25 protein-coding genes and 1 pseudogene are annotated in these 24,437 nt (G+C 41.9%); 5 read left to right on the top strand and 21 right to left on the bottom strand.

Going from position 1 to position 24,437, the window contains the following annotated elements:
• Window positions 1–199: 199 nt before the first annotated feature.
• Window positions 200–568, bottom strand: coding sequence for a phage protein (locus AC3CH4_RS22740; protein WP_102579542.1), 369 nt, complete (start codon window positions 566–568; stop codon window positions 200–202).
• A 207-nt stretch (window positions 569–775) separates the two neighbouring features.
• Between AC3CH4_RS22740 and AC3CH4_RS22735 the strand changes: the two genes are divergently transcribed.
• Together AC3CH4_RS22735 and AC3CH4_RS22730 are read left to right on the top strand one after the other, a co-directional pair.
• Complete coding sequence (locus AC3CH4_RS22735) at window positions 776–2,122, top strand: ISNCY family transposase (protein WP_488544347.1); 1,347 nt, start codon at window positions 776–778, stop codon at window positions 2,120–2,122.
• Window positions 2,123–2,445: 323 nt separating this feature from the next.
• Window positions 2,446–2,868: a phage protein gene (locus AC3CH4_RS22730; protein ID WP_428784916.1), complete on the top strand. Its 423-nt coding sequence runs from the start codon at window positions 2,446–2,448 to the stop codon at window positions 2,866–2,868.
• Window positions 2,869–3,145: 277 nt separating this feature from the next.
• On the opposite strand, the gene AC3CH4_RS22725 is transcribed toward AC3CH4_RS22730, so the two are convergent.
• The 9 genes and pseudogenes from AC3CH4_RS22725 to AC3CH4_RS22685 form a co-directional block, all read right to left on the bottom strand.
• A complete protein-coding gene (locus tag AC3CH4_RS22725) occupies window positions 3,146–3,916 on the bottom strand; it encodes a hypothetical protein (protein ID WP_428792598.1) in 771 nt (256 codons plus the stop codon).
• 71 nt (window positions 3,917–3,987) lie between these two features.
• On the bottom strand, window positions 3,988–4,668 hold the full coding sequence (locus tag AC3CH4_RS22720; protein WP_428792599.1) for a hypothetical protein: 681 nt from the start codon (window positions 4,666–4,668) through the stop codon (window positions 3,988–3,990).
• 104 nt (window positions 4,669–4,772) lie between these two features.
• Window positions 4,773–6,107, bottom strand: coding sequence for a KAP family P-loop NTPase fold protein (locus AC3CH4_RS22715; RefSeq protein WP_428792600.1), 1,335 nt, complete (start codon window positions 6,105–6,107; stop codon window positions 4,773–4,775).
• 158 nt (window positions 6,108–6,265) lie between these two features.
• Window positions 6,266–6,496 carry a hypothetical protein gene (locus AC3CH4_RS22710; RefSeq protein ID WP_428786802.1) on the bottom strand — a complete coding sequence of 77 codons (231 nt, stop codon included), beginning with the start codon at window positions 6,494–6,496 and terminating at the stop codon, window positions 6,266–6,268.
• Between the two features lie 153 nt (window positions 6,497–6,649).
• The gene (locus tag AC3CH4_RS22705) at window positions 6,650–7,120 is read right to left on the bottom strand and encodes a hypothetical protein (protein WP_428786801.1); all 471 of its coding nucleotides are present in this window, start codon (window positions 7,118–7,120) and stop codon (window positions 6,650–6,652) included.
• Window positions 7,121–7,245: 125 nt separating this feature from the next.
• Window positions 7,246–7,929 (bottom strand): hypothetical protein, encoded by a 684-nt coding sequence (locus AC3CH4_RS22700; RefSeq protein WP_428792041.1) that lies wholly within the window; start codon window positions 7,927–7,929, stop codon window positions 7,246–7,248.
• A 240-nt stretch (window positions 7,930–8,169) separates the two neighbouring features.
• On the bottom strand, window positions 8,170–8,292 hold the full coding sequence (locus AC3CH4_RS22695) for a hypothetical protein (protein WP_258186662.1): 123 nt from the start codon (window positions 8,290–8,292) through the stop codon (window positions 8,170–8,172).
• Window positions 8,246–8,439: pseudogene (locus AC3CH4_RS22690) on the bottom strand (hypothetical protein). The gene AC3CH4_RS22695 and the pseudogene AC3CH4_RS22690 overlap by 47 nt, the downstream one beginning before the upstream one ends.
• 11 nt (window positions 8,440–8,450) lie before the next feature.
• Window positions 8,451–8,624 carry a hypothetical protein gene (locus tag AC3CH4_RS22685; protein WP_428786411.1) on the bottom strand — a complete coding sequence of 58 codons (174 nt, stop codon included), beginning with the start codon at window positions 8,622–8,624 and terminating at the stop codon, window positions 8,451–8,453.
• A 402-nt stretch (window positions 8,625–9,026) separates the two neighbouring features.
• Here AC3CH4_RS22685 and AC3CH4_RS22680 point away from each other — a divergent pair, with 402 nt between their 5' ends.
• Window positions 9,027–10,334, top strand: coding sequence for a GGDEF domain-containing protein (locus tag AC3CH4_RS22680; RefSeq protein ID WP_428786412.1), 1,308 nt, complete (start codon window positions 9,027–9,029; stop codon window positions 10,332–10,334).
• An 828-nt stretch (window positions 10,335–11,162) separates the two neighbouring features.
• Here the strand turns inward: AC3CH4_RS22680 and AC3CH4_RS22675 are convergent.
• The 9 genes from AC3CH4_RS22675 to AC3CH4_RS22635 form a co-directional block, all read right to left on the bottom strand.
• Entirely contained in the window at window positions 11,163–11,315 is a 153-nt protein-coding gene (locus AC3CH4_RS22675; RefSeq protein WP_004731009.1) for a YoaH family protein, read from the bottom strand.
• 41 nt (window positions 11,316–11,356) lie between these two features.
• A complete protein-coding gene (locus AC3CH4_RS22670; protein ID WP_372244813.1) occupies window positions 11,357–12,487 on the bottom strand; it encodes a conjugal transfer protein TraF in 1,131 nt (376 codons plus the stop codon).
• Window positions 12,488–12,537: 50 nt separating this feature from the next.
• The gene (locus AC3CH4_RS22665; RefSeq protein ID WP_488543874.1) at window positions 12,538–13,425 is read right to left on the bottom strand and encodes a DUF2861 family protein; all 888 of its coding nucleotides are present in this window, start codon (window positions 13,423–13,425) and stop codon (window positions 12,538–12,540) included.
• Window positions 13,425–14,084 carry a response regulator transcription factor VxrB gene (vxrB, locus tag AC3CH4_RS22660; RefSeq protein WP_009845363.1) on the bottom strand — a complete coding sequence of 220 codons (660 nt, stop codon included), beginning with the start codon at window positions 14,082–14,084 and terminating at the stop codon, window positions 13,425–13,427. Before vxrB ends, AC3CH4_RS22665 begins: the two co-directional genes overlap by 1 nt.
• Complete coding sequence (vxrA, locus tag AC3CH4_RS22655; RefSeq protein WP_102462008.1) at window positions 14,059–15,531, bottom strand: sensor histidine kinase VxrA; 1,473 nt, start codon at window positions 15,529–15,531, stop codon at window positions 14,059–14,061. The genes vxrB and vxrA overlap by 26 nt, the downstream gene beginning before the upstream one ends.
• 368 nt (window positions 15,532–15,899) lie before the next feature.
• Window positions 15,900–17,279, bottom strand: coding sequence for a Re/Si-specific NAD(P)(+) transhydrogenase subunit beta (gene pntB / locus AC3CH4_RS22650; RefSeq protein WP_017079246.1), 1,380 nt, complete (start codon window positions 17,277–17,279; stop codon window positions 15,900–15,902).
• 10 nt (window positions 17,280–17,289) lie between these two features.
• The gene (gene pntA, locus AC3CH4_RS22645) at window positions 17,290–18,840 is read right to left on the bottom strand and encodes a Re/Si-specific NAD(P)(+) transhydrogenase subunit alpha (protein ID WP_237288875.1); all 1,551 of its coding nucleotides are present in this window, start codon (window positions 18,838–18,840) and stop codon (window positions 17,290–17,292) included.
• A gap of 300 nt (window positions 18,841–19,140) precedes the next feature.
• The gene (locus AC3CH4_RS22640; protein WP_004731023.1) at window positions 19,141–19,422 is read right to left on the bottom strand and encodes an HlyU family transcriptional regulator; all 282 of its coding nucleotides are present in this window, start codon (window positions 19,420–19,422) and stop codon (window positions 19,141–19,143) included.
• Between the two features lie 39 nt (window positions 19,423–19,461).
• Window positions 19,462–19,830 carry a late competence development ComFB family protein gene (locus tag AC3CH4_RS22635; RefSeq protein ID WP_004731025.1) on the bottom strand — a complete coding sequence of 123 codons (369 nt, stop codon included), beginning with the start codon at window positions 19,828–19,830 and terminating at the stop codon, window positions 19,462–19,464.
• Between the two features lie 354 nt (window positions 19,831–20,184).
• On the opposite strand from AC3CH4_RS22635, the gene AC3CH4_RS22630 reads away from it, so the two are divergent.
• A complete protein-coding gene (locus AC3CH4_RS22630; RefSeq protein WP_428785856.1) occupies window positions 20,185–21,426 on the top strand; it encodes a GGDEF domain-containing protein in 1,242 nt (413 codons plus the stop codon).
• 32 nt (window positions 21,427–21,458) lie between these two features.
• Here the strand turns inward: AC3CH4_RS22630 and AC3CH4_RS22625 are convergent, their stop codons facing one another.
• Both AC3CH4_RS22625 and AC3CH4_RS22620 read right to left on the bottom strand, forming a co-directional pair.
• The gene (locus AC3CH4_RS22625) at window positions 21,459–22,469 is read right to left on the bottom strand and encodes a Solitary outer membrane autotransporter beta-barrel domain (protein ID WP_488543873.1); all 1,011 of its coding nucleotides are present in this window, start codon (window positions 22,467–22,469) and stop codon (window positions 21,459–21,461) included.
• 77 nt (window positions 22,470–22,546) lie between these two features.
• Window positions 22,547–23,518, bottom strand: coding sequence for a diguanylate cyclase (locus AC3CH4_RS22620; protein ID WP_488543872.1), 972 nt, complete (start codon window positions 23,516–23,518; stop codon window positions 22,547–22,549).
• Between the two features lie 131 nt (window positions 23,519–23,649).
• Here AC3CH4_RS22620 and AC3CH4_RS22615 point away from each other — a divergent pair, with 131 nt between their 5' ends.
• Entirely contained in the window at window positions 23,650–24,087 is a 438-nt protein-coding gene (locus AC3CH4_RS22615) for a DUF3069 domain-containing protein (protein ID WP_004731036.1), read from the top strand.
• Window positions 24,088–24,437 lie beyond the last annotated feature (350 nt).

The following is a 24,437-nucleotide window of genomic DNA, read 5'->3' as shown; positions in this document are numbered from 1 at the left end:
TCTAGATGTAAAAAAGCCGAACCCTCTCGATAAAGGTTCGGCTTCTTTCTCCTTGATATGACCAAAAAGGAGGACTGGTTAATCCCACAAGGAACGTCTCGTGCCCAGTCGCAGTAACTTTAACAACTAATTACCACGCCACGTAGTTGATAACTATAAACCTTTGTGACCAGCCTGAAAAAACCATACTTTTCTAATCCTATTTCTTGATATTGGCTATCGCCCTAGCAAGACTAAGTAAATGTGTTGAAGTCTTGATCTCTAATTCTGACTGAATCCCTAATAGTGCAATCCCTGCCAATATCTGTTGTGGCCTCACCACTTGGCCAGTTGGCAACTCCATACTGTCGTATAACATTTTGAACTGTTCCCAATCATCACTTACGCTCAGTTCCCGACCTTTTGCCATACGCATAAGCCTTTTACATTCAGGAGGTATCGGTTTCCCTTCATCCCAACCCGTGACAGTCCTCACAGTTTTAAAACACAGTTCAGCAACCTCTTCCTTGGTCATTTGGCACTCTAACTCTCGAAAAATGTAATTCTTACTCATTTCGCGATACTTCAATGATAAAACCTCTAAATACAAGAGGTTGTACTGATTTTATAAGATATGCACCATTAAACATAATTAGACATAATACGCACTTAGAGTGTAAGCCCCAGATAGTAATGTCACTTTTGAGCTAGGTTAAAATGTCACCTTAGTACTGGTTGCTGACTACATTTCATGTACCAGCTTCGGTTACTAAGGACTACTGAGATGTTGATTGCCATGAGTGAAAAAGAAATTAGTCGATTCAAAGTTATTCAAGACGTCTGTGAACATCGTTTGCGTCGTACTGATGCGGCAGAGATACTTTCGTTAAGTGAGCGTCAAGTTCAAAGGTTAATGAACAAACTACGTGAACATGGTGCGGCTAGTTTAACCCATGCTTCTAGAGGTAAACCCAGTAATCGGCGTTATTCTAACGAATATCGCAAAGAGATTCTTTCGACTATCCATAAACACTATTCTGATTTCTCGCCCACATTTGCACGTGAAAAGATCATAGAAAATCATAATTTAGCTATCTCGTTAGAGACACTTCGCCAATGGATGATTGCCGACAATCTTTGGATCCCGCACTCACAACGAAAACCTAGAGTCTATCAACCTCGTTACCGTCGAGATTGTCTTGGAGAATTGATTCAGATAGATGGCTCACATCATGACTGGTTTGAAGGCCGCAGCGACAAATGCTGCCTATTGGTGTTCATTGATGATGCGACTGGCCGTCTGATGAACCTAAGATTCAGCGAGACAGAATCCGCGTTTGACTACATGATGACCACGCGAGAATACCTCAATGAGCACGGCAAGCCCATCGCATTTTACAGTGACAAGCACTCTATTTTTCGAGTGAATCAGGAGAAACATACACAAGTTGGCCAAACTCAATACGGGCGCGTGTTGAAAGAACTGGCCATAGAACTCATCTGTGCCAACAGCTCCCAAGCCAAAGGCCGCGTTGAGCGAGCCAACCTCACGCTGCAAGACCGACTGGTTAAAGAGATGCGCTTACAAGGTATCGACACCATCGAACAAGCCAACGCCTGGCTTCCCTACTTCATCGCCGATTTTAACCATCGCTTTGCTAAGCCCGCTCAATACCCAAAAGACATGCATCGTCCGGTTCGAGAGTCCAAGCAAGAACTCGACGATATTTTCAGTTGGCAAGAAACTCGTAAGCTCTCAAAGTCACTGACATTTCAATACGATAAAGTGATTTATCTCATTGAGCCTACCGAAGAAAACAGCCGATTAACGCACGAAACCGTCAAGATACTCGACTACCCAAACGGTGAAATCGCCATCCAATACGGGCATCGAAAACTCGAATTCAAAACCTTCGACAAACTCGAGCACGTTCAACAAACCCAAATCGTCGACAACAAACGCCTCGGCCAAGTTTTAAAATTTGCTCAGCAACAACAACAAGAATTCGAACAACAACAGCAACGAACCCGCAGTAAGAAAGCCCCCAAGCGCCGTGCACAACAAAGAGCCCTTCAAACAGCCCCTCGAACCATCAACTCAGTCCTCACCGAACCATTCAAAGCCTCCAGTCGAAAGACCTAATAACGGGACATTTCTATTTGGGACAAATGAGGACATTTTAAAATGGGATTGACAGATTGTACGTGAAATGTGAGGGGTTTCAGTGCCTTAGTCCTTACGAATTTTGCACACAACGCCGGATTAAGTCCTTAATGTTGTTGGTTTTATGGATTTTGGCTGCACGTTTATGCACGTTGCGTTCAATATTGTTGGCTATACTTGGTTTTCTTGTCTCTGATTTCTGCGCTCACGCGTCACCGTTTCCAGAGACTTTCTACTACAAACACACTTTATGAGGAGGAAAAAAACTTTGCGCCCTTGTCTTAATTTTTGAAGGAGATCACATGCTCACGCCACACTTTGCGGATCTCGTGCATCATCACTTTGATGGTATCCACGACGCCGCGGCCTTTTTTCACGTTCAACCAATCACAGTCCAACGCTGGCTCTCAGGTGAAGTCCCTGTGAACCCGATGGCCGAAAAATTGATGAACATCCACGCTCGCGGCTATTTGCCTTTAGACTATCGTTGGAATGGATTTAAGGTGCACTTTGACCGTGCTACCTTGATCACGCCTGAACGACGCGAGTTTAATCCGAAAGAATTGCTCAGTTTTGCGTATTGGCGCGATGAACATCGTCAGCTCGTCGAACGCCACGGTCGAATTGATTCCCCAAAGTTTTACCCACCTAAAGAGCATCCTTTGCCATTTCGTGGCGGTCGTCGTATGCCGGCGAAACCTTGGGTGCCTGCCAAGTTCAAGTAAACCTCACGCAGAACTTAGTGAATTACCATCCGCATAATAAGAACAAAAATGCCAAAATAAAGGTAATGAATCCCTATTGTAAGGTACCGAGTAAAAGGTATGACTCTCCTATCCCATTTTTATACGCTGGCACTTAAGAGATCAGACTGTTTCCAGGGCGCCCCCATAGCGTATGAAAGCAATATCGAAGCCGCCGCATGCCCCCTAAACACTAAAACCAACGCATATGAACATACCACGCGTTACGAATGACTCTTACAGTTTGTTAGGTTTTGGTTCAACTTAGTTCACTTGAAAGTTCTTTCCACGCTTCATCAGCGGATATAGGTAACTTCAGCTGACGCTCTACTTTAGACGAAAAACCAATAAACCTAGAGCCTAAATCTTCTGGCTTTACATTAAGTTCTTTACACAGTTTTTCTATGTAGCCCAGTACGCCCGGGGCTAAAAATGCAGATTTAGGATCGAATGGAGGATACATCTTCAATATCTCAGGGTCCTTTGTGCCACAATTATTCGGACCGTTTAGATCTATAAAGCAAACCTCAAGATATGTGTCCAACGCTTCAGATAGTTTACCTTGCTTCTTTAGGACATCTCCCATTCCCAAGCGAGCATTACGATATAAGCCCCATTTGTACTCTGATGCTAGTTGAGGCAATGAAACCTTTAATTGCTCCCACTTAACATCTAAGTCCGTAGGAGTGTTGATGCCTTGGCTCATCAGCTTGTTTTTTGTTACTACTCTATCGTGCTTTTCCGCTAAGAATTGTTCATGGGTACCGTTCTCAATTGCCCACTTTTCTTCTATGAGTTCAATTTGATCTTCACGTACTAAAATCTTAACTCGTTCATCAGGGCAAGTTCGAACATACATAAATTGACTGCAACTAGGGCATTTTTTCTTTCGCCCAGGCATTTTATCTAAAGTACTACTGCAATAAGGACAAACTGGTTCTTTGTTTCCTACTCTAGGCATCTCAGTTGTTTTGTTCCCCTCGGTACAACTATTACCGAATACTCTAAATATCTTGGATAAGAAACTCATAGCTTTCCCTTATAAAACCTAACGCCTTGTTAGGTAACCGCTAACTGTTAGCTGTCTGCTTGAACAATTTGTTATAACCCGGCTATATCGTATCCAGAGTCAAAAAACCTTTGTACCATTCTGTTTTTATACTGTTTACTTTCTCCCCAATCAAACTGAATATAATTCCACTCTGATTCCAAAGCTTCCTTAGGAACCAAAAACTCAATATTACGTCTGATTAAAGAAGCTATTAGATACTCATACGGGGTACTATCTTCGTTGTAATTCACCGCAAACAGTCCCCAGCATTGATTGACTAAAGGATCTATAACTTTGTAAATGAAATTTGCTGATTCTAAAGAGCAATCTTTCCCCCTAGGGTCTGCGAAGTGCTGTATGCAATTGCGCAAATTACCAAAGCTCTTAAACGTTTCAAGATCGTTAATCTTGATTCCAGTAGTTGCCCATAGCCTTTCAGGTAACTCAGAATACTGAATTGTTTTAGCTTTCTCGACTAAATGTTCAAAATTCAATGTATCAGACTTGACTTGCGTCGAGCGAGGAAGTTGCTCAAATATTAATAGAGGGTGCTCCTGTGCAATTCGAGCTTTTATTAATATTTCAGCTGCGTGAGCAGCCTGTAGCACTGATAACTGCGCCCATTTATCGTTTTCAATACTATAGTAGTTGGCATGCCAGTTAGCATGTGCCAACGCACCTAACCCTAGTTCTCGCATATTTTCAGGAACATTTTTTAATTCTGGATTCATAATTGAGCAACACTAAATTATTACACCGTAAACACAAAAGCTAATTCAAACCAAAACCGCCGAGCGTTGCGAATCACTCTTAAACAGGTTTTGTTATACCACCGTTAGCTTGGATTGATTTCTGACAGCCATGAGCTGATTGTTTTGAGAAAACTTTTTGGTGCTCGCGCTGGTCTATCGAGTTGAATCTCTTTTTCTTCTAACATACTTTGTCTAGTAGCGTCGTCGGCTAAATCGAAGCGTACAAGCCTATTAACATATTCAAGGGAGTAATATGACCCGGAAGATCCGATTTCGTCTAACCTAGCTGCATTTATAATATTACGAGAGTCCAATTGCCCATTAACTGGTTTCAAGCAATTTGGGTGGCAAGCTTTCAAATAACATACCATAGCAATCATATACTGATAATTTTCGTAGTATCTTTTTGCACCTAGCATATTGTTTATAATTGCGAAATACGACAGCATGCGCTCTATCTCTCTGAATGATGGCTGATAAAACTTAACGATATCATTCAGCACTGAAACTGAATCAGAATTTGCGATAACCTCATTATCCTCTTTCATTGCAGAAAGAGCATTTTGTAAGAATTGATAACCATTATCATCATACTCACCTGCGGCACGAGGCATGGTTAACCAAACATTAATGAACTTATGAAGATAATTTGTAGGGTCGATTCCTTGACCATACTTGGATTTAATTGACTCTTCTAACTGCTCTCTATTAGTAACGAGAAGAAAGGTAATACCTTTAACTGAAAACAAATGCTTAATTTGTTCTAGCAATTCTAAAGCAAAGTCGGGCTTACAGCGGTCAAGTTCATCGATAATAAATACAATTGGCTTGCCACCATTCATTTCATTGGCAAACGTAGATAAATGATTTCTAAACTCTTTCAGAGCCAACTTATCTTTTTCTGCGTGTTCAAACCTTTCTTTTATCAAGTCATCAACTTGATCCGAAACCAAATTTGATATCTCTTTCTCTGCGGCATCCACTGCACTACCATCAACGATTCCGGCTGTACCAACTTTTACTGATACTTTTAAAGCCCCTCTGAAAAGAGACTTAGCAGCCTTAGCCGCTTTATCCTTAAACTTAGCCTTTCTTTCTTCATCTTCAACTGTGATAAGTTGATAAATTTCGGATGCCAATGTCAAAAACGGGTCTTTTTGATAGTCATTTTCAAAAGCATCAAAGTAAATAGATTTAATTTCTGGATCTCGGTGGTTCTCAAGGTAACCTCGCCACATTTTAATAAATGTACTCTTACCTTCACCCCAGCCCGAATCTAGAGCTATAACCGGACTTCCGCCTGAATTTTCAACAAGGTTAGCCAGTCTTTCACCAAAACCTTTTCGTTTGAATATATCAATATCCGAACTAAATCCACACTCATCAGAAATCTGAATATCAGGGACAACTATCTTCATACTAAATCCTTATATTGATATGTTTGGTAATACCGACTTAGGGGTATAACGCCTGCAATAAGGTGTGCCCCACTGAACCAACAAAGCACACCGAACTCCATACAAAACCGCCGAGTGTAACGCATCACCTTGATTGCTTTGTTAGTTTTATAAGGCCCTTACATATGAAGACGCTGTTGCTCTAACTCATCAATTTTATCAGTGATAAATGTTACATTGTTAGTTCGTTTATTAAACTCTTCATACTGCTGAGGAGTTGCATTCTGTGAATCATGATAAAGTGCAGCAATGACTTTGTTCAAAGCTTCCTTTTCTTTTGCAAGCTGAGTTTTGTAATACCCAATTACGATATGTACTCCCTCTTTCGTGAGCTCAAAATGATCTGTCATTTGTTATCCTTATTTTGATTAAACTAACGCCGCGTTAAGTGGTGAGCAACGCCACCACGACACTTAACCATACCACCGTAAACAAAACCCAACGATGGAATGAAAAATGCCATGCGTTGGGAATCAATCTTAATTGCTTTGTTATACAAATGGTTACTGATTACTTTTAGCTACAGAAAACGCAGATGCAATGTTTTTTAGTTCTTCATCAAATCGCTTTTCTTGAAGTTCTATCATTGCTGTGATTTCTTGCGCTTTAACCCTATTTTTCTCTTGGGTCGAATCTAGGTTACCAATATAAACGCTCTGTTCTAGAGCATTATCCCTTTCTTCAATTAATGGCTTTGTTACCGATTCTAGACGAGTACGAGCATTTACTATCTCAGCCTGAATCATGCTAACTGTAGATTCTTTAGCTTGCGAACTCTTCAACTCTTTTTCAGCCCATATATAGCCAATGAAGATCAGACCACAAGCAAGAAGTAGAAATGCAAAAACGACAGGTAAGCTATGTTTAGCGGGTTGAGGTGTCTTTATATATGTGACGACTGCATGACCAACGACGACCAACGCTAAAGCAACCAAACCCAAATACCCATATTGCATTACATCTAACTGATTCAATTACTTTCTCCTCATTTGATAAATTTGTATAACGCCGCATTAAGGTGTGAGCGGCGCTTGGCTATACTTGAGCGAAGCGAAACTGCCAAGTGTTGCGAATCACTCTTAAATGCTTTGTTATGTGACTATTTAACGTAATAATAAAGAAGGTCTTCATCAAACCAGTTTTCATGACAAAATATTTTAACCATATGAGCATACTCATTGATGTAAAAGCTCTTAATTGGTGTTTGTTTTGTCGATATTTTCGAAGAAATAACTTCATAATCATCAAGTAAAACCACAAGAGTTCTCAAATCTGCCTCCATATATTTAACGCGACTATAACCGCTAGAAAGTGGATCCATCATTGAGCCGGTAAGTTCATAATACGCATCATTTTCGTTTACATTCAGAGCGCCACACAGCGCCGCATGAATTGACTTACCATTGGGTAAATGGTTTTTGTTGTAAGTATTATTAATCCGCTCTGCTAACTTTGAAATTAATCTGTAAGCATCATCACGCTCTTGCTGCGTCGCGAGATAAGTAGACTGTTTCTCATTAGCATCGGCTGTCCGTGAAAGTTCAACTCTAGTCTGCTCCAACTCTTTACTTTGCAGTACGATTGTAATTAACAACGCAATCAAAGCCATAAAGCTTAATAATGGATTAAGAGTCCCCCCAATGAAATCACCAAACGTACCCCAGTCACCTTGTTCGGAACTCCAACTAGTTCCAAAATTTAATACGTAAGACGTAATGACGACAGCATATGCTAAAAGGCTAAAACCGACTATCGAACAAAGAATCGTTAATGTTTTTTTCATAGAAGTCTCAATATTGTGCTGTCACATAACAGCTTATTAGACAGAAAAATTCTGCATTTAAATACAGAATTTTTCTGTCTAGTCTGATTTATGGAAAAGGATTATAACCATTAACCCCATCTATAACAGTAATTTAAATCATTAGCTCTAAAACTAGGTGCTCATAGCTCAGTCTCTTATAGAGAGAATGAAAAATGAGCCACTTTTATAAGAAAAGTAGCTCATTTTGATTGGTGTGAATTATCGGCGTTTCTTGTAGCGTTTTCGGGTGGTATTCGCCCTCACCACTCGCCCGTTCTTGAGCGTGTAACCTTTCTTAAGTTGGCCGTTTGGTCGGCGGCCTTTGCACTTGTGTCCTTTCATTCGGAATCTCCAATTTTCGTATCCGTTGCTCTTGGTCTTGTTGCACTCGTTTTATCCAATTGATTCCGTTTTCAAAGCCGCAATCGTGCCAAGGCTTGAGACTCCACCGGTAATCAATGCAATGATTAACGCATAAAGGAACACCATCACTTCGTTTTTCATCGAGATGCGTAGTATTCAAGTAGGTATCGCACCATGGCGCGCATGCCTAGCATATCGACCACAACAGCACTGGCTACAATCCAATAAGTGTTAGGGATGTTCTGCAGCGCGTTAAAGCCTTGCTCAACATAGGGCGCGTAATTGGGAGTGAAAGACAAAATGAGTGACAAGAAGGCTTACATAGCTAACAAAGTGTTTCGATAAAATTGAGCTTAAAAAGTGACACTGCAACATAACCACCCGACACTTTAATTGATGAACAGTAACTGTGGCCTCGTGACTCGTTATCACAGCAAGCCTTATAACTCGCGCACACTACTCTGATTACAACAAACCGAACCACTTTAAATATAACTGTATAAACATACAGTTATATTGCTACCCCCGTAAAAACCGCACTTATTGAGCAAATAACATTCAGAATCAAGGCTCTGCGTTCAAATTTTAAACTTACATTTGGTTAAACGAATCTCTTTACTGTATAACCTCTGCTCTGTATTAGTTTTAGGTATACCGATTCCGCCTAAGGCAATACCTCAAATAGAATCTTCGATTGCGCCAACTCTAAGGCATTGCGCATTACATTCGAATCACGTGTACGGGTTAGTATCATGAGCGACAAAGCATTCCGAAAACTCAACATATTCCTTTCGATTTTTTGCCTAGCAATCACGCTAGTGTCGTTGATCTCTTTTAATACGCTCATGAATAAGAGCTACGTTATTACACCCGACAAATACCCTACACGCGTTAACACAGACAGAGACCACGATGGTGGCACCGTAGGCTCATTACATAAGTCAGAAGGTGGAATTGAGTTACAGTGTGACTTTGAACGGACCTATAGCTTACCCTTCTGTGAAATTGAATTCGTTATATCGACACAAGGTAAAGGGCTCGATCTCTCTACGTACGATTCGGTCACCATTAATATGGATTACCAAGGCCAAGAAGACCCAAGGTTTCGCTTCTACATTCGTAATTACGACAAGAATTACAGCGTGAAAGGCGATGCTATGTCGAATAAGTTCAATCGCTTAGACTTCTCGCTACCAGATAAAAACTACATCGACTTAAACTACTTCAACGTTCCTTTTTGGTGGATTGATCATTACAACCAACCTATTACTAGTAGCGCGGTAGACATTACAAATGCGGTGTCTGTTGAGCTCGGGCTTGGAGCCAGCACGCTAGATGGACACCATTCACTTAAGATCTCGAGCATTGTTTTCCACGGTAAAGTCATCAGCAAAGCTTTGTTGGGTGAGCTTTTGGTTGGATTATGGGTGACGTATGCCATCTATTATGTGGGTTGTGCGTTACATATCGCGCAAAGAAGCAAAACGCGTGCAGCAGAGCAACAACGCTATTTAACCCAAGAAATTGAAGAGCTAAAGGTAAAGGCCACAACCGATCCGTTAACCGGATGTAGAAACCGAACCGAAGCGTTAGATACCTTCTATGATTTCGAATGGCTGGCGCAACAAGGAAAAACCATTCACATCGCGTTGTTTGATTTAGACCATTTTAAGCAGATCAATGATCAACATGGCCATGAAGTGGGTGACAAAGTACTTATTCAGTTTGTCGCAACGGCGAACGAGAGCCTTGGTGATCAGTACTTACTTTATCGCTGGGGTGGTGAGGAGTTCCTTTTAGTTTGCCTGGAACAAACTGCGCTACAGTGTAACGAATCTATCGATGATTTTTACCTAGCAATGGACCAAAGCCCTTGGCCTAAAGCGCTTAAAGTAACGACTTCGACCGGAGTAACGCAACTTAAGGAGCATGAATCGATACGTACTGCCATCAAACGTGCAGACAAAGCGCTCTACCAAGCGAAAGACAACGGACGAAACCAAGTCGTTACGTTTTATTAAGGCTCGCTAGACTGGACCGCAGCTAAACATTCAACTCTGGGCCACTACTCAATCAACTCTCTGCTAATACTCAATCAACACGCCATTAATACCCTGTCGATATCTAATCTCCACTTAAGCACCCGTTAGATTCTTTAGTGCTGACCAAACAAGCCCATAAGCTTTGCTGTCTCATCAGAACTCAAATCGATTCGTATGCCTATAAGCGTGCTCTCGCCATCTGCTATAACACCGTTTGCTATAACACCACCTGTAATAACGCCATCAATAGCATCCTCAGGTTGATACGTATCGTTCCTGAATCGCTCTATAAACAGCTCTTCCGTACGCCTCTATCTTCCTAAGTAACTGTTTTAATTGCACATATTTGGCTAGCAAAGCGCGCTCTAACCAGTGGTTATTCACTCGCGGTATCGGTTTTGAACATTACCGTCGTCACTTATCTCGCACTGTTCTTCGATGAAATCCTCATTTGTCTGCTTCTGAACATTCATCCACTCGTATCCGCTAAAAATAGAAGTCACAACGTCACCAGCCTTAAAAAACGCAATATATTTAACCACTTAGACGTGGTGACATAAATGCTGACACCTAAAGTGGCGATTATTCTACTTTCAGACCTTGATGTAATTTAATTACAACCCAAAGCCAAGGAAAGCCTAAAAAGTGGATTACTCCGACGTAACTTACTGAATATAAGGAATTTAAGGATTTTTGGCGGATCGGGTTTTAGGGTAACTAAAGAGTTCGGATGTACGAGATAATATACTAGAGGGTAATATATTTAGTTATAGTGCACTAAGGTGTTAAAAAAGAAGGGCTGATGCCCTACTCTTCTTTATTACTCATTTCTTCACGAATTTGCTCAGCAACGATTTTGATAGCTTGTGCTGTGCTGATGCCCTGAGTCATCATTTCTTGAATTCGTTCAACAGCTTTCTGTTGTTCTTCGTGAGAAAGGGTTGGTAAGTCGTTTAGCATGCTCTGCTCCTTTATTTAGGAGCAGAACTATATAAGGACTGTTAGTAACTAGCAAGGAAATTGATTGAAGCACCCATTGCATTTTCGTTTGTGTAGTTCGCACTTAAATCTAACTGGAACAAGTTGAGTGGCGAGATACCAATACCGGCTGTGACTGTTCCTTCTGAATCAGAGTAAGCCAGGTTCTTGTAGTACCCTCCCCTTAACTTAAGCTGACGTAGAAGATCGACTTCGGTACCCACACGAATCATCTGTTCGTTATCAGCAAACGAAGTAAACTTCTCAGTCTCATTTAGGTCGTAATCAACACTGAAAGAAAAGTAATCCGATACGATGCCGGCACCCACTGTGTAAACAGGCTCTAATTTGTAGGCGTATTTGCCCCCAACTGAATGTCCGGGAACGATTTCTTTTGTAGAGTCTTTTGTCTCGATGTCTCGAGAGATTAAGTTAGTCGCTGCGAATCCAACTCTAAACGGGCCAAAAAACCACAGTGCGCCAGCATCAACGTTAAACGTCGTGTCACCATCACCATTTTCACGTACGTCAGATAAGTCATAGTCGTTTACCGACGCAACATAATTGTACGTGTAGATACGCTGGAGTTTTGGTGAGATGCCAAATGATAAGTGCTGCCCCATAAAAGTTTGATACTTCGCTAAGGATATACCAACTTCAGCGACTCCAATTGAAACCGCTTCTACTGCCGAACGCTGCAAATTATCCGCGTCACTTCCTGCCGTATACACATCTGGTGTTACAAAACTTTCAGTGTACGCTTTACCAAATATATTCGCAGCGACAAATTGATTAGGCAGTGCAAAAGCTACGACGCCACCTAAGTCAAAGTTCGCTTGATTACCATCAAGCTTCTTCAATCCATCTGTAATATCACTGCCTGAAGCATCAAGCACTGCATCGATGTTCGATTTCATGTCGTTGGGGTCGTTATAGCTACCACCAAAACTTGGCGTGATCATTCCCATATCATCATTACGACGATAAATAGCAACAAGTGCTGGGTTATAGAATGGAGCGGTTAGGAAGTTTGCTGAAACAACACCAACACCACCCATCGCATCACCACGCGCTTCAATGGCGTAGTTTGCTGCTGAAAGAGGAAGACTGGCGAATGCAATTGATGCTGCGAGTAGTTTAGTCGTATTTTTCATGCCGTTTATCTTTGTTAGATCCCTTACATAGTTAACGGCTCAATTTTAAATTACTTTAACTCTTCTTCGCTAGAAATATCATAAGTTTTACTGATAGTTTGTGCTTGTTCTATCGCTATGTCACCTTGCCAGCGTGAATGCACCATTGAAACCGCCAAAACGTAGCGATCATTTGGAAGTTCTTCGCCAGTTAGGTTCATTGGATAATCAGATTCATAGCTCTTGCCCCACACCTGCTCATAGTGTTCATCGACGTAATCGTACAAACCAATTTCGAGCTTAGGAAGCGGACAATAAGGGTTCAGCAGTTCTTTTTTATCGATGCGCCACGTGTCTTTTGATGCCCAACGAACTTGCTGGCGAAAAGAAACGTCACCAAGAATAATCCAAGTACTCCATGAATTACCGCCATCGCCTTTCACACTTAAACGATACAGGCCTGACTCAAGTTGAGATGCTAAATTGTAACGCTTGCGGTATAGGCTCACCGATGCGTTGTTTACCACTTCACTGTCTTTGGTTAGCTCACTGTCCGATGAAACAATCTTATCGACCCACTTCTCGAAGGTAATATCTTGAATGTTGTTTTCGGATTCAACATCAATTGATACGCGAAAAGTATCTCGGCCAGGGCTTTGAATGATGTGTCTTTTAACGACGACTGAACTGATCCAATCTGGGAGTGTTTTTCTGGTGAGGGTTTTACCACAATCTTTGTTCAATGCTTGATCGAACAGCTCATTGAGGTGGTCTTCTCGTGATTGAGAAGAGTTGATTTGCCAAACTTCCACTAGTGAATCAAACATCTGAGGTAAGTCATTATCCAACAGGTGTTTATGAACTTGAGTTAGAGTATCGCTACTCTTAAACCAATCTGCAGCTTGCGCGGTATTCACCACGCAAGACAACATTAATAGTGGAAGTGAGGCTTTTTTCATTACGCTTTCATCTTGTAACCAACGCCACGCAGCGTTTCGATTTCTAGACCCGGTAGTTTCTGTCTTAGTTGCAGAACGTGCGTGTCTACCGTACGTGTTGTTGGGAAATGGTTGTAACCCCATACATGGTCAAGCAGCTCATCACGCGTGAAAACACGGCCAAGATTGCTTGCCAAAAATAGCAGTAGGTCAAACTCAGTGCGCGTTAGCGTGACTTCCAGTTCATTGAAAAACACTTCACGTGTCGCTTTATCGATAACCAAATTTTGAGCCATCACTTTTGATGCGTCTTGATCTTCAGCATCAGGTAGGCGTAACTGAGCGCGAATTCGAGCAAACAATTCAGCTTCAGCGAAAGGCTTAGTTAGGTAGTCGTTTGCACCTGAGTCTAGGCCCGCAACTTTGTCTTTTACTGTTACGAGAGCCGTTAGCAAAATAACTGGGATGTCTTTCTTTTTCTTCCAACCTGGAAGTGAATCTACTGAGTCACCATCAGGAAGTTGACGGTCTAGAATCACTAGGTCCGCTTGTTCCCAGTAGCCTTCAACTTCAGAGATCAGTTCTGCATGCAAACATTCATATCCAGCTTGCTCAAGGCTAACTAATAAACCGTCAGCTAAATTTTTATCATCTTCAACGAGAAGCAATGTCTGTTTCACAAGGTATCTCCAAAATAAATGTTGTTGGGGGGCCTATCAGCGTCATGTGACCGCCCATTTTTCCGACCATAGATTCCACTATCGTCAGACCTAAACCGAGTCCACTCTTACTTACGAATGGCTTTCTTAGTTGCCCCCAATCTTTGCGGGACAAGTCTCCATTATCTATAACTTTGAATGTCAGCTTCTTGTCAGAAGTATTCAGTTCTAGTATCACTGGTGCGACACCGTATTTCACGGCGTTCCTGATCAGGTTGTCGATGCACGTTCCTAACCAATATACGTTTATTTTTGCAGCAATATCTTTGTTTACACGGAGTTCAATACCCGGTGCAAATTCTTCTTCAACTTTGTATTGAAGCCACTCTTCTACGCTTGGTACCCACTCTGTTGCGAGCGGTTGGTTGTCTGATTGCAAATAGTCTTTACTTGCTTCTGCCAACTGTCTTAAACGGCGTGTATCTTCACACAGCCTACGAAACTCATCATATACCGATTCTGGTAAGTGTTCGAACTCACGTCTAAACCCTTCAACCGTCAATGACAAACTTGCAATCGGCGTTCTTAATTCGTGCGTTAGGATTTGAAGCACCAGCATGCGGCTCTTCATCTCTTGTTTCTTACTGTTCCAACGGTAAACCGCCCACCCCAAAACAAGCATGATGTTGGCGAGCACCAAGATAAACATGGCGACTTGCAGAAGCTCTGAATGATCTTCTATTTCCCAACATACATTACCGCGCTGAACAAAACAGCTTTTGCCTTCTGAAGATAAACTGAACGATAAGCCGGCAAGTGTCGCGTTTTCATTCCAGTCTGATTCTTTGTACAGGTAATATCTGTCGCCGCGTTTTACCCACATTTCGTCAAGCTCGACAAACATGCTCGAACCGGCTAACAGTGCCGTGATGGCCTCACTGTCCATGTTTTGTAAACGAGATAACAGTTCATCATGTTCAGTATTTGGACGCTCTTGAATATGCATAAAACGTTTCAAAGAGTCGAACTTGTCAGGATACTTCTCTACGTATCGCGCCGCATAAGAACCACCACCTGGGTGAATCAAGCCACTACGGCTAAACCAACGATCAGAAAGCTTGGTTCCTTTACACATTGCACGAGTAAAGACCAATGGTTCAGTGATCAACGGGCTTAACGGTAATTTCCCGCTACAGGTTTTTGATAACTGGTATAAGCGCTGTATGTCTTTTAATGGGTACTCTGCGGTTTGTGGCAGCATAGAAGACGGCATGATCAAACGTGTTGGATAATCAGCCTGCAACAATCGAATATCATAAGATTCGATTGCGGTTTCATGATCAAAGAGTTTGGTGAAATTATCGATACGCTCAGGTAAAGAGTCAGCAAGCGCGTTTGCAGACACAGATAACGTAGCGATAAGAAGAGTAAATGTTCTTTTGATGATCACAAACCAACGCAAATTCATATAGATCAAACAAATATATACCATTCGCTATCAAAGATAAATTTTTAACCGCATGAAAAACAGTGGGAATGGTGAGTTATAGCGATAAATCCCATCATATTAGGATTGTGTTGCACAGGCGTACTCGCTAGCTGATTGATGAATCCAGCCATCATTCGAATGGATTTTGCTTTGGTTTCTTTACCCCATTTGTTGTGGGTTTGGGTTAAGACAAGTTCTGAGGATCAAAAAAAGGAGCTCAAATGAGCTCCTAGTCTGGTTATTACATGGTGCTTAGAAAGCACACTCAGAAAACTATTAGAAACCCCCTCAGAAAACTCTTAGAAATCTTCTTAAAAACTTCTTAGCAAGAGATTAGAAAATGCTTTCTATAGATGTTCTAGAATGCCTAAACAGCTCTGTTTAGCATCACCAAACAACATCTGCGTATTCTCTTTGAAGAACAGTGGGTTTTGCACACCGGCGTAACCTGTGTTCATCGAACGTTTGAATACGATAACATTCTGAGCATTCCAAACTTCAAGTACTGGCATACCAGCAATTGGGCTGTTCGGATCTTCAAGTGCTGCAGGGTTCACGGTATCATTTGCACCAATAACCAATACAGTATCGGTCTCATCGAAGTCATCATTGATTTCGTCCATTTCAAGAACGATATCGTAAGGCACTTTTGCTTCAGCAAGCAGTACATTCATGTGACCCGGTAACCTACCAGCAACTGGGTGGATACCAAATCGAACTTTGATGCCCTGCGCTCTTAGCTTGTCAGTGATTTCATGCACTGGGTATTGAGCTTGAGCTACTGCCATGCCGTACCCTGGAGTGATGATGACTGACTTTGAGTTTTTCAGCATGTCTGCCACATCTTCAGCTGATGTTTCGCGGTGTTCACCCTGCTCTTCATCGCCATCAGACACAACCACGTCTTGGCCGAATCCACCAGCGATAACACTAATGAACGAACGGTTCATCGCCTTACACATGATGTAAGACAGAATCGCACCTGACGAACCTACCAACGCACCAGTTACGATAAGCAGATCGTTCGCAAGCATGAAGCCTGCTGCCGCTGCTGCCCAACCAGAGTATGAGTTCAGCATAGAAACAACCACTGGCATATCTGCGCCGCCAATCGATGCCACTAGGTGGTAACCGAATGCGAATGCGATAAGAGTCATCACCATTAATGCGAACATACTGCCGTCAGCTTTAACGAACATAATCATGAGCAATGTAGAAGCAACGATAGCCGCTAGGTTCCACTTATGCTTATGAGGGATGTTCAGTGCCGACGAAGAGATAACGCCGCGAAGCTTACCAAATGCAACAATAGAACCGGTGAAGGTTACCGCACCGATAAACACGCCTAGGAACACTTCCACTAAGTGGATAACGTGCTCTGCATGCGTTGCCGCTTCTGGTGCATCAATGTAGCTGTTGTAACCAACAAGTACCGCCGCCATACCTACGAAGCTGTGCAGAATTGCCACCAGCTCTGGCATTTCGGTCATTTCTACTTTCTTCGCGAAGTGGATACCAATACCACCACCGATCACCATAGCAATGATGATCCACACAATTCCTGCAGAATGAGGGCCAAAGATCGTCGCGATCAACGCGATTGCCATACCCGTAATACCGTAATAGTTACCTGCACGTGCAGATTCCTGTTTCGATAACCCGGCCAAGCTCATTATAAAGAATACAGCAGCAACAATATAAGCTGCTTGTACTAATCCTTCAGACATCTGTTACTCCTTAGTCTTTACGGAACATTTCAAGCATACGTTTGGTCACGGTAAAGCCACCAAAGATATTGATACTTGCAATTAATACGGCAATAAATGATAAGAATGTGACGACGCCACTTCCTTGTCCTATCTGTAACAGTGCGCCTACTACAATGATCCCTGAAATCGCGTTAGTTACGGACATCAGAGGTGTATGCAGAGAATGGCTTACATTCCAAACTACGTAATAACCCACCACACAAGCGAGAACAAAAACGGTAAAGTGAGATAAGAACGCAGCAGGAGCAACCGAAGCTATCCAAGCGAAAGCACCAACAGCAACCGCCATACCCGCCACTTTCTTAATTGGAGAGACAGGTTCTTGAACTTTTGGTTCAGGTCTCACCGCTTTAGGCTTAGCTTGTTGTTGTGGTTGAGCAGAAACTTGAATTGGTGGAGCTGGCCAAGTCACTTCGCCCTCTTTAACCACCGTTACGCCACGTAAGACGACATCTTCAAAGTCGATATTGATGTTGCCATCTTTCTCTTTGCAAAGCAGTTTCAGCAGGTTAACTAAGTTAGTCGCGTATAGCTGAGATGATTGAGTCGGCAGTCGACCAACCATATCGGTGTAACCTACCACTTTCACGCCATTAGCGGTTGTGATCACTTGATCTGCAACCGTGTATTCACAGTTACCGCCATTCGCAGCGGCAAGATCCACAATGACGCTACCTGCACTCATGCTGTCTACCATTTCTTTGGTAATCAGTTTAGGTGCCGGGCGACCTGGGATCAGTGCCGTTGTAATAATGATATCGACGTCTTTTGCTTGAGCCGCATAAAGCTCTTCCGCTTTCTTGTTGAATGCTTCAGACATCTCTTTTGCGTAGCCATCACCCGCGCTGGTATCTTCCTTGAAATCAACTTCCAAGAATTCAGCGCCCATAGATTCGACTTGCTCTTTTACTTCAGGACGAACATCGAACGAACGAACGATCGCACCCAAACTACCTGCAGCACCAATCGCCGCTAGGCCAGCAACACCCGCACCAGCAACCAATACTTTCGCTGGTGGAACTTTACCTGCCGCCGTAATTTGACCCGTGAAGAATCGACCAAACTCATGTGCCGCTTCAACAACGGCACGATAACCGGCGATGTTTGCCATAGAACTCAATGCATCTAGCGCCTGAGCTCTCGAAATTCGTGGAACAGAATCCATCGCCATCACGTTGATGCTACGAGTGGACAATTGTTCCATTAATTCTGGATTTTGAGCAGGCCAAATAAAGCTGACCAATGTTGCGCCATCTTTAAGTAGATCGATTTCGTTTTTAGACTCGTCAACGATCGGAGCGTTAACTTTAAAGATAATATCGGATTTCCAAGCTTCGTCTGCAGTAACAACTTTTGCTCCAGCTTGTTCATAAGCTGCATCTTCAAAACTTGCTAACGCACCTGCTTGTGATTCAACACAAACTTCAAACCCTAATTTTAGAAGCTGTTCTACCGATTTCGGCGAAGCAGCGACTCGCGTTTCACCTGCGAGTGTTTCTCTTGGTACACCAATTTGCATAGCTATTCCTTGACTATTGGCACGAATGACTTATTCGTTTGTATCTAACGACAACTAATACTTCAAGCGTTTTGTTCAAAGAACAGGAAAAGTTATTACTTATAACGATTTGGATGGAATTTGAGCGCTTCATTTGAAGAAATGACGACCGTCTCGAACTAAGAGGTCAAACCACTTGCAAATAATCCTTTAAATAACAACTTACTAGCTGTTCTTTGTCCCTAAAACTAAAAAGAGCTTTCAGCATATACACTGAAAGCTCTCTAAATTATGACCAACATCAATTCTAACCCTATTTGGTTAGCTAAATATATTGTCGCCCATTTGGTCGATGAACATCTGCGATTTTTTTAGCATCAATTCATCGGCATCTTGTTTGTTTGAAACAACATCTGAACGAATAAAACGATGAGTTTTGATTTCACCGTCGAATTCTTTCTCGATTCGCCCAGCAACACGGTATTGACCAGATTCTGCAATGGCATCTTGATAGATATTGAAACCTTTATATTCGACTGGCTCAATCTCTACTTTTTGTTCGGTTTTTTCTTTGCCACCAAATAATCTAGAAAAGAATCCCACGTTTTTTACTCCTTAAATGACCGTATTAACCCTAAACTATCACGACTGTTTACGGTTCAACAATGGCTTTTCATACCACTGCAATTCTACGTCATCATCAAAATTGTGTTGACTAAAGATAACGGGCACATTGTCGTCACGTTCGCGTCTTCTATCGTCAATGATCATACTTTCTGCATTCTTGACCGCGATCTCACTATTTCGTTTATAGAGTACCAATTTGTCTTCTGGCAATGCCGAAAGAAAATCGATATCGAAACGAATATAGATGGGCTTAAGTTGACCTAAAGCCAAACACGCGAGATCAGCCAACTGTTCGTTGTTATAACTAGACACATATTCCTCGGTAGCCAAGACCTGACCCACCAACGTTTCCATATAGTTGTGAACATCAACACTAATTTGCATACCACACCTCCATTTGTAGCTATCACGACAGATCGCTATCACGACAGATCGAGTTCTAGCCTGATTGGCAACGACCTACATATTGTTACCTTACTATACCCTACTCATTACTACAGATTTACTAACTGCATGTTAACTAACTATAACGACTAATTAATTTCTCATATATACTGTGTAGTTGGTTCTATGGTTAATAGCAACTCAAATACATATAAAAATGGTTGCACCATTAGCGGCCTATGACTATGTTTTTGCTCTAATTTAAGTAAAAAGCTTGGCATTCGCTTGTTTAACCGTATCCTACGTATAAAATTAAATTATAAGATCATCAGTATAATTAGGCTCACCACGTAAATGGCATCTTCTTTTGTAACGTCGAGCATGTTTCGATTTTGCTTCCCTCTATTTTTATTGGCAATTTTACTCGCTGGTATGAACAACGTCATTCTTGTGACGGATTCAAACCTAGGGTTTGCTAGCAACCTTCCATATATCTTATTGAGCGTTGCCGTTTTGCTATGCCATACATTCAGACAAGGGCGCATGGCCATGGTGTCATTAACCATGCTAGTAGCCTATTTGATCATCCAAGTTCGCTTACAGACCCCTTTAAACACCGGAACCACCTTATTAGAGCTGTCGTTACTTGCGGCATTAGTACCGGTTACTTGCTTATTGGTGTATGCCTTCCCGGATAACGGTGTCAATTCAAAGTCGATGCTCCTCTACGCCATCGTTCTCGTGCTGTTTATGGTATGGGCGCAATTGATCGTTTCTCATTTCCATGCTGGCGGTTTTGAATCATGGAGTGAAGGCCTACTGTTCATTGTTAGAGACTTCTCCAAACTGCCTTTTGTTTTGGTGTTGTATAGCCTTTGCTTGCTTGGCCTTACAGCCATCCTCGTGCTGGTGTACAACCGTTCTATTGATGTTGTCGTTTATAGCACTATCTTGCTGTCTTCTTGTACGTTCATCTTCTTTGACGTGCAGTACATCTCTAGCACTATGTTCTCCTTATCAGGCACGTTGATCATCGTCTATGTGATGTCTGCTAGCCACGATATGGCGTTTAATGACCAACTGACTAACATCCCAGGTCGACACGCCTTAGAAGTCGATATGAAGCACTTAGGCCGCAAATATTCGATGGCTATGGTTGATATCGACCACTTCAAGAAATTTAACGATACCTATGGCCATGACATTGGCGACGATGTGCTGAAACTGGTGGCTCGTATTCTTAAAGAAACCACTGGTGGTGCGAAAGCGTATCGCTATGGTGGAGAAGAGTTCACGATTATTTTTAAAGGCAAATACACGGAACAGGTGAAAGAGCACCTTCAAGTTCTGATTTCAGAGATCCAAAATTACGACATGACCATTCGAAATAGCCACGAGCGCCCTGATGACCATGAAGTGGGTATCAAAAATCGTGGTCAGAACGGAAAACCATCGGAAGTGGTAAACGTGACGGTGAGCATTGGGCTGTCTGATAGCACAACCACCAAGCATCCTGAAGAAGTATTGAAGCTTGCTGACAAGGCACTCTACAAAGCGAAAGAAACCGGCCGAAACAAGCTGTGTGTTGATAGCTAAACGTAAGTGTCGATAACTAGACTAGAGTGAGATTAATCTTGGTTGAAGAAGATAACTAAGCTCCCTCCTTTCAGACTACTTCCGTAATTGATCGTAAACCCAATTCCAACATTATCAACCCAGTCGTTAAATAGATTTGGGTTGAGTAGCCAACCTACACTGCCTTCGTAGTATGACGTTGTACCCATAGAAGCAACGGTATCACCACCGATATCAATTCTTCTTATACTGGAGTACATAGAAGTAATGTTCTTATCCCAGCGTATTAAGTCATAGAAAATCTTGGCTTCATTGGCGATATACCAACCTTCGGGATATCCAACGTTGCCATTATTAGCCTCTCCCCAACCTATACCATTGAAGTAATGCCAACTAGTACTTAACTTGTATTTTCCCCAGTCATTCTTGTCTTCAAAGGTCATTTTAATTTTAGGTTCAATGATGTAAGCCCATGCATCGGTATTGAGATAAACGTTATCCAATTGATCTTTAATAGTCACAAGCAATGATGAACGATATTCGAAGTCGTTACGGTAATAAGAGATGTGGTTACCAATAGCAGAACTGAAACTCCAGTGCTCATCTAATTGGGATACATTCGCAAATTCTACATAGCCAGAAATGACTGATTCTTTTTGAAAATCGCTTTTCACCGTAGACGCGTACGAAATGTCCTTCTCAATACGCAGTGCAGACAAACGCAATGTTATCTCTTGATGATTATCTTCAATATATTCAGGTAGTTCAAACGTATACGGAAGGCTGATTGAAGTAATATCTTTTCTGCGACTTACAGAGTCTTTTGAACCAATATCTTCGTTATCTAAACTAAAGACTTTGTTTGGATCAAAATTATTAATACCAAAGGTAAACACGTCGGTGTCGTTAAGCAGTACGCTCGTCGCGAATGTTCGTTCGATGTCCTTTCTGAATGCATCTGTCAACGAATTTGCATTACCTATTGTAGGAAAGATAAAACAAAGCAGTGGAAGTATGGCTGCCCTATTTATATTAACCCTAGAGCATAACTTTGAATGTGGCATTTCTTTTATCACTAAATCGGCTTCCTAGCTCAATGCTATTAGAAGTATAAATTCAATTATCTAAAAGAGCTCACCAACTAACGTGCAAGCTCCAAAATAGTTCGCTGTATAAAGGTATTTCTACCACTTTGCTTTGCTTGATAAAGTGCCTGGTCAACCTTGTCGTAAATAGAGGCCGTAGATTCATCACCTCCGGGTACAAATGACAACACACCTTGTGACACTGTCACCCTATCAGATACCGTTGAATGATCGTGTGCATAGTTCATTTCATGCAGCGCTTCTTTGACCCGGATAGCTTGTAACTTAGCCGTTTCACTGTCGGTATCACTCAGAATCAAAACAAACTCTTCACCGCCATAACGCCCTACATACTCACCCGCACGAACGAAGAGTTGCTTTAAGGTCGTTGCAAGGCCTTGCAAGCAGATATCCCCTTGAATATGCCCGTAATTATCGTTGTAAGGCTTAAAGAAGTCTACATCTAATAAAATGACTGTCATGGGTATATTACGCCTTCCATGCCATGCAATACTTTCTTCAAGCTTAGTGTCCATATATCGACGATTATACAGTTTGGTGAGACCGTCTTCGTTTGCTTGTTGCTGTAGGAGTATGTTGAGTTCTTCGAGTTTGGCAGTACTCTGCTTTAATTCTCGTCGCATGTGCGCGATACGCTGCATTGCGATCAGCTTGGAATTCAAAACAACTTTGTTAACTGGCTTAATCAGGTAATCGTCACCGCCCGCATCAATCGCCTTAGCGATCATTGCTGGCTCTTCGTGACCACTCAAAAAGATGATAGGAACCCATTCAGGGAATCGACTGCGAACCTCATTAGCTACTTCAAAACCATCCATGTCTGGCATGCTGATATCGAGCAATACGAGTTCAGGATCAAAATCAGAATAAACATTCAGGGCTTCCTTTCCGCTGCCAACAGCTTCAACAATATGACCTAATTGCTTAAGTCGAATAGCAAGTTGCATCCGGTCGAGTTGAACATCATCAACCAGCAATATGCGCATCGAAGATCCCTTTTCTATCATCACATCACCTTTATCTAGTGTTGAATATTCAAAGTAGCTCAAATTTGGGCTTAAATCATGCCCTAATCTCTATATTATATTGACTTTTTTACAGATCTTTTTAGCATTGTTTCTTTTTAAAGAGAAATACTATGTCAGACGCTACAAACAACGAAGTACAAGAAATCGATTTAACCACTATCTCACCAGAGCTTCGCCAAGTTATCGAATTTGATGAAGTGCCTAAAGAGATGCACAACATGGTTACTTCTATTCATGAGGTGTCTGAAGAAGCAGTGCGTGAAACTTGGAGCAGCCTTCCAGCAAGCGCACAAAATGTTTTAGACAACTTTGAGCAATTCCACGCTCTAATCTCTGTTAGCCAAGCTTTCGCTGGCGTAAACATGATGGAGGAGTTCCCTACTCTTAAACTTCCAGAAGGCATGTCTGATGAAGAAAAAGAAGAGTACCGAGCTCAACTGCTTGACCAAATTTTACATAACTGTGTAAAAGACATGGCTAAGCAAATCAAGAAAGCGCGCCGTGATGCTATCTTGAAGCGTGATTTCAAAGAAGTTTTCATCCGCTAAGCTATTCATCGCACCTAAATTTAGGTTGAATATTTAACGAAAACTTAATGATTAAGCCGTATGTTATTTAAAACATGCGGCTTTTTTGTGCCTGCAGCTTTTTCTGTTCGTTGCTTGAGAGCTTCGCTCACAATATGTTTGTGTTTTTGCCACTGAAGCTCTTGTCAGTGTCGCTTTTGACATTCGACAAATAAGCAATATGCCTTAACACTCATACAGTGTGGCGCAAAACTGGCAGTTATACCGTAAAAAAATGACGCATGTATCCATTCATGGAATCAAGATCAATATTCATATCGCGGACAAGTATTCATATTGCAGACAAGCATTACACTCGCTGGCAAGCAGCA

The organism is Vibrio sp. QJM3NY_26 (assembly GCF_057786005.1).
Note: the sequence above shows the minus strand (reverse complement) of the source record. Positions and strands in the feature narration are given on the sequence as shown.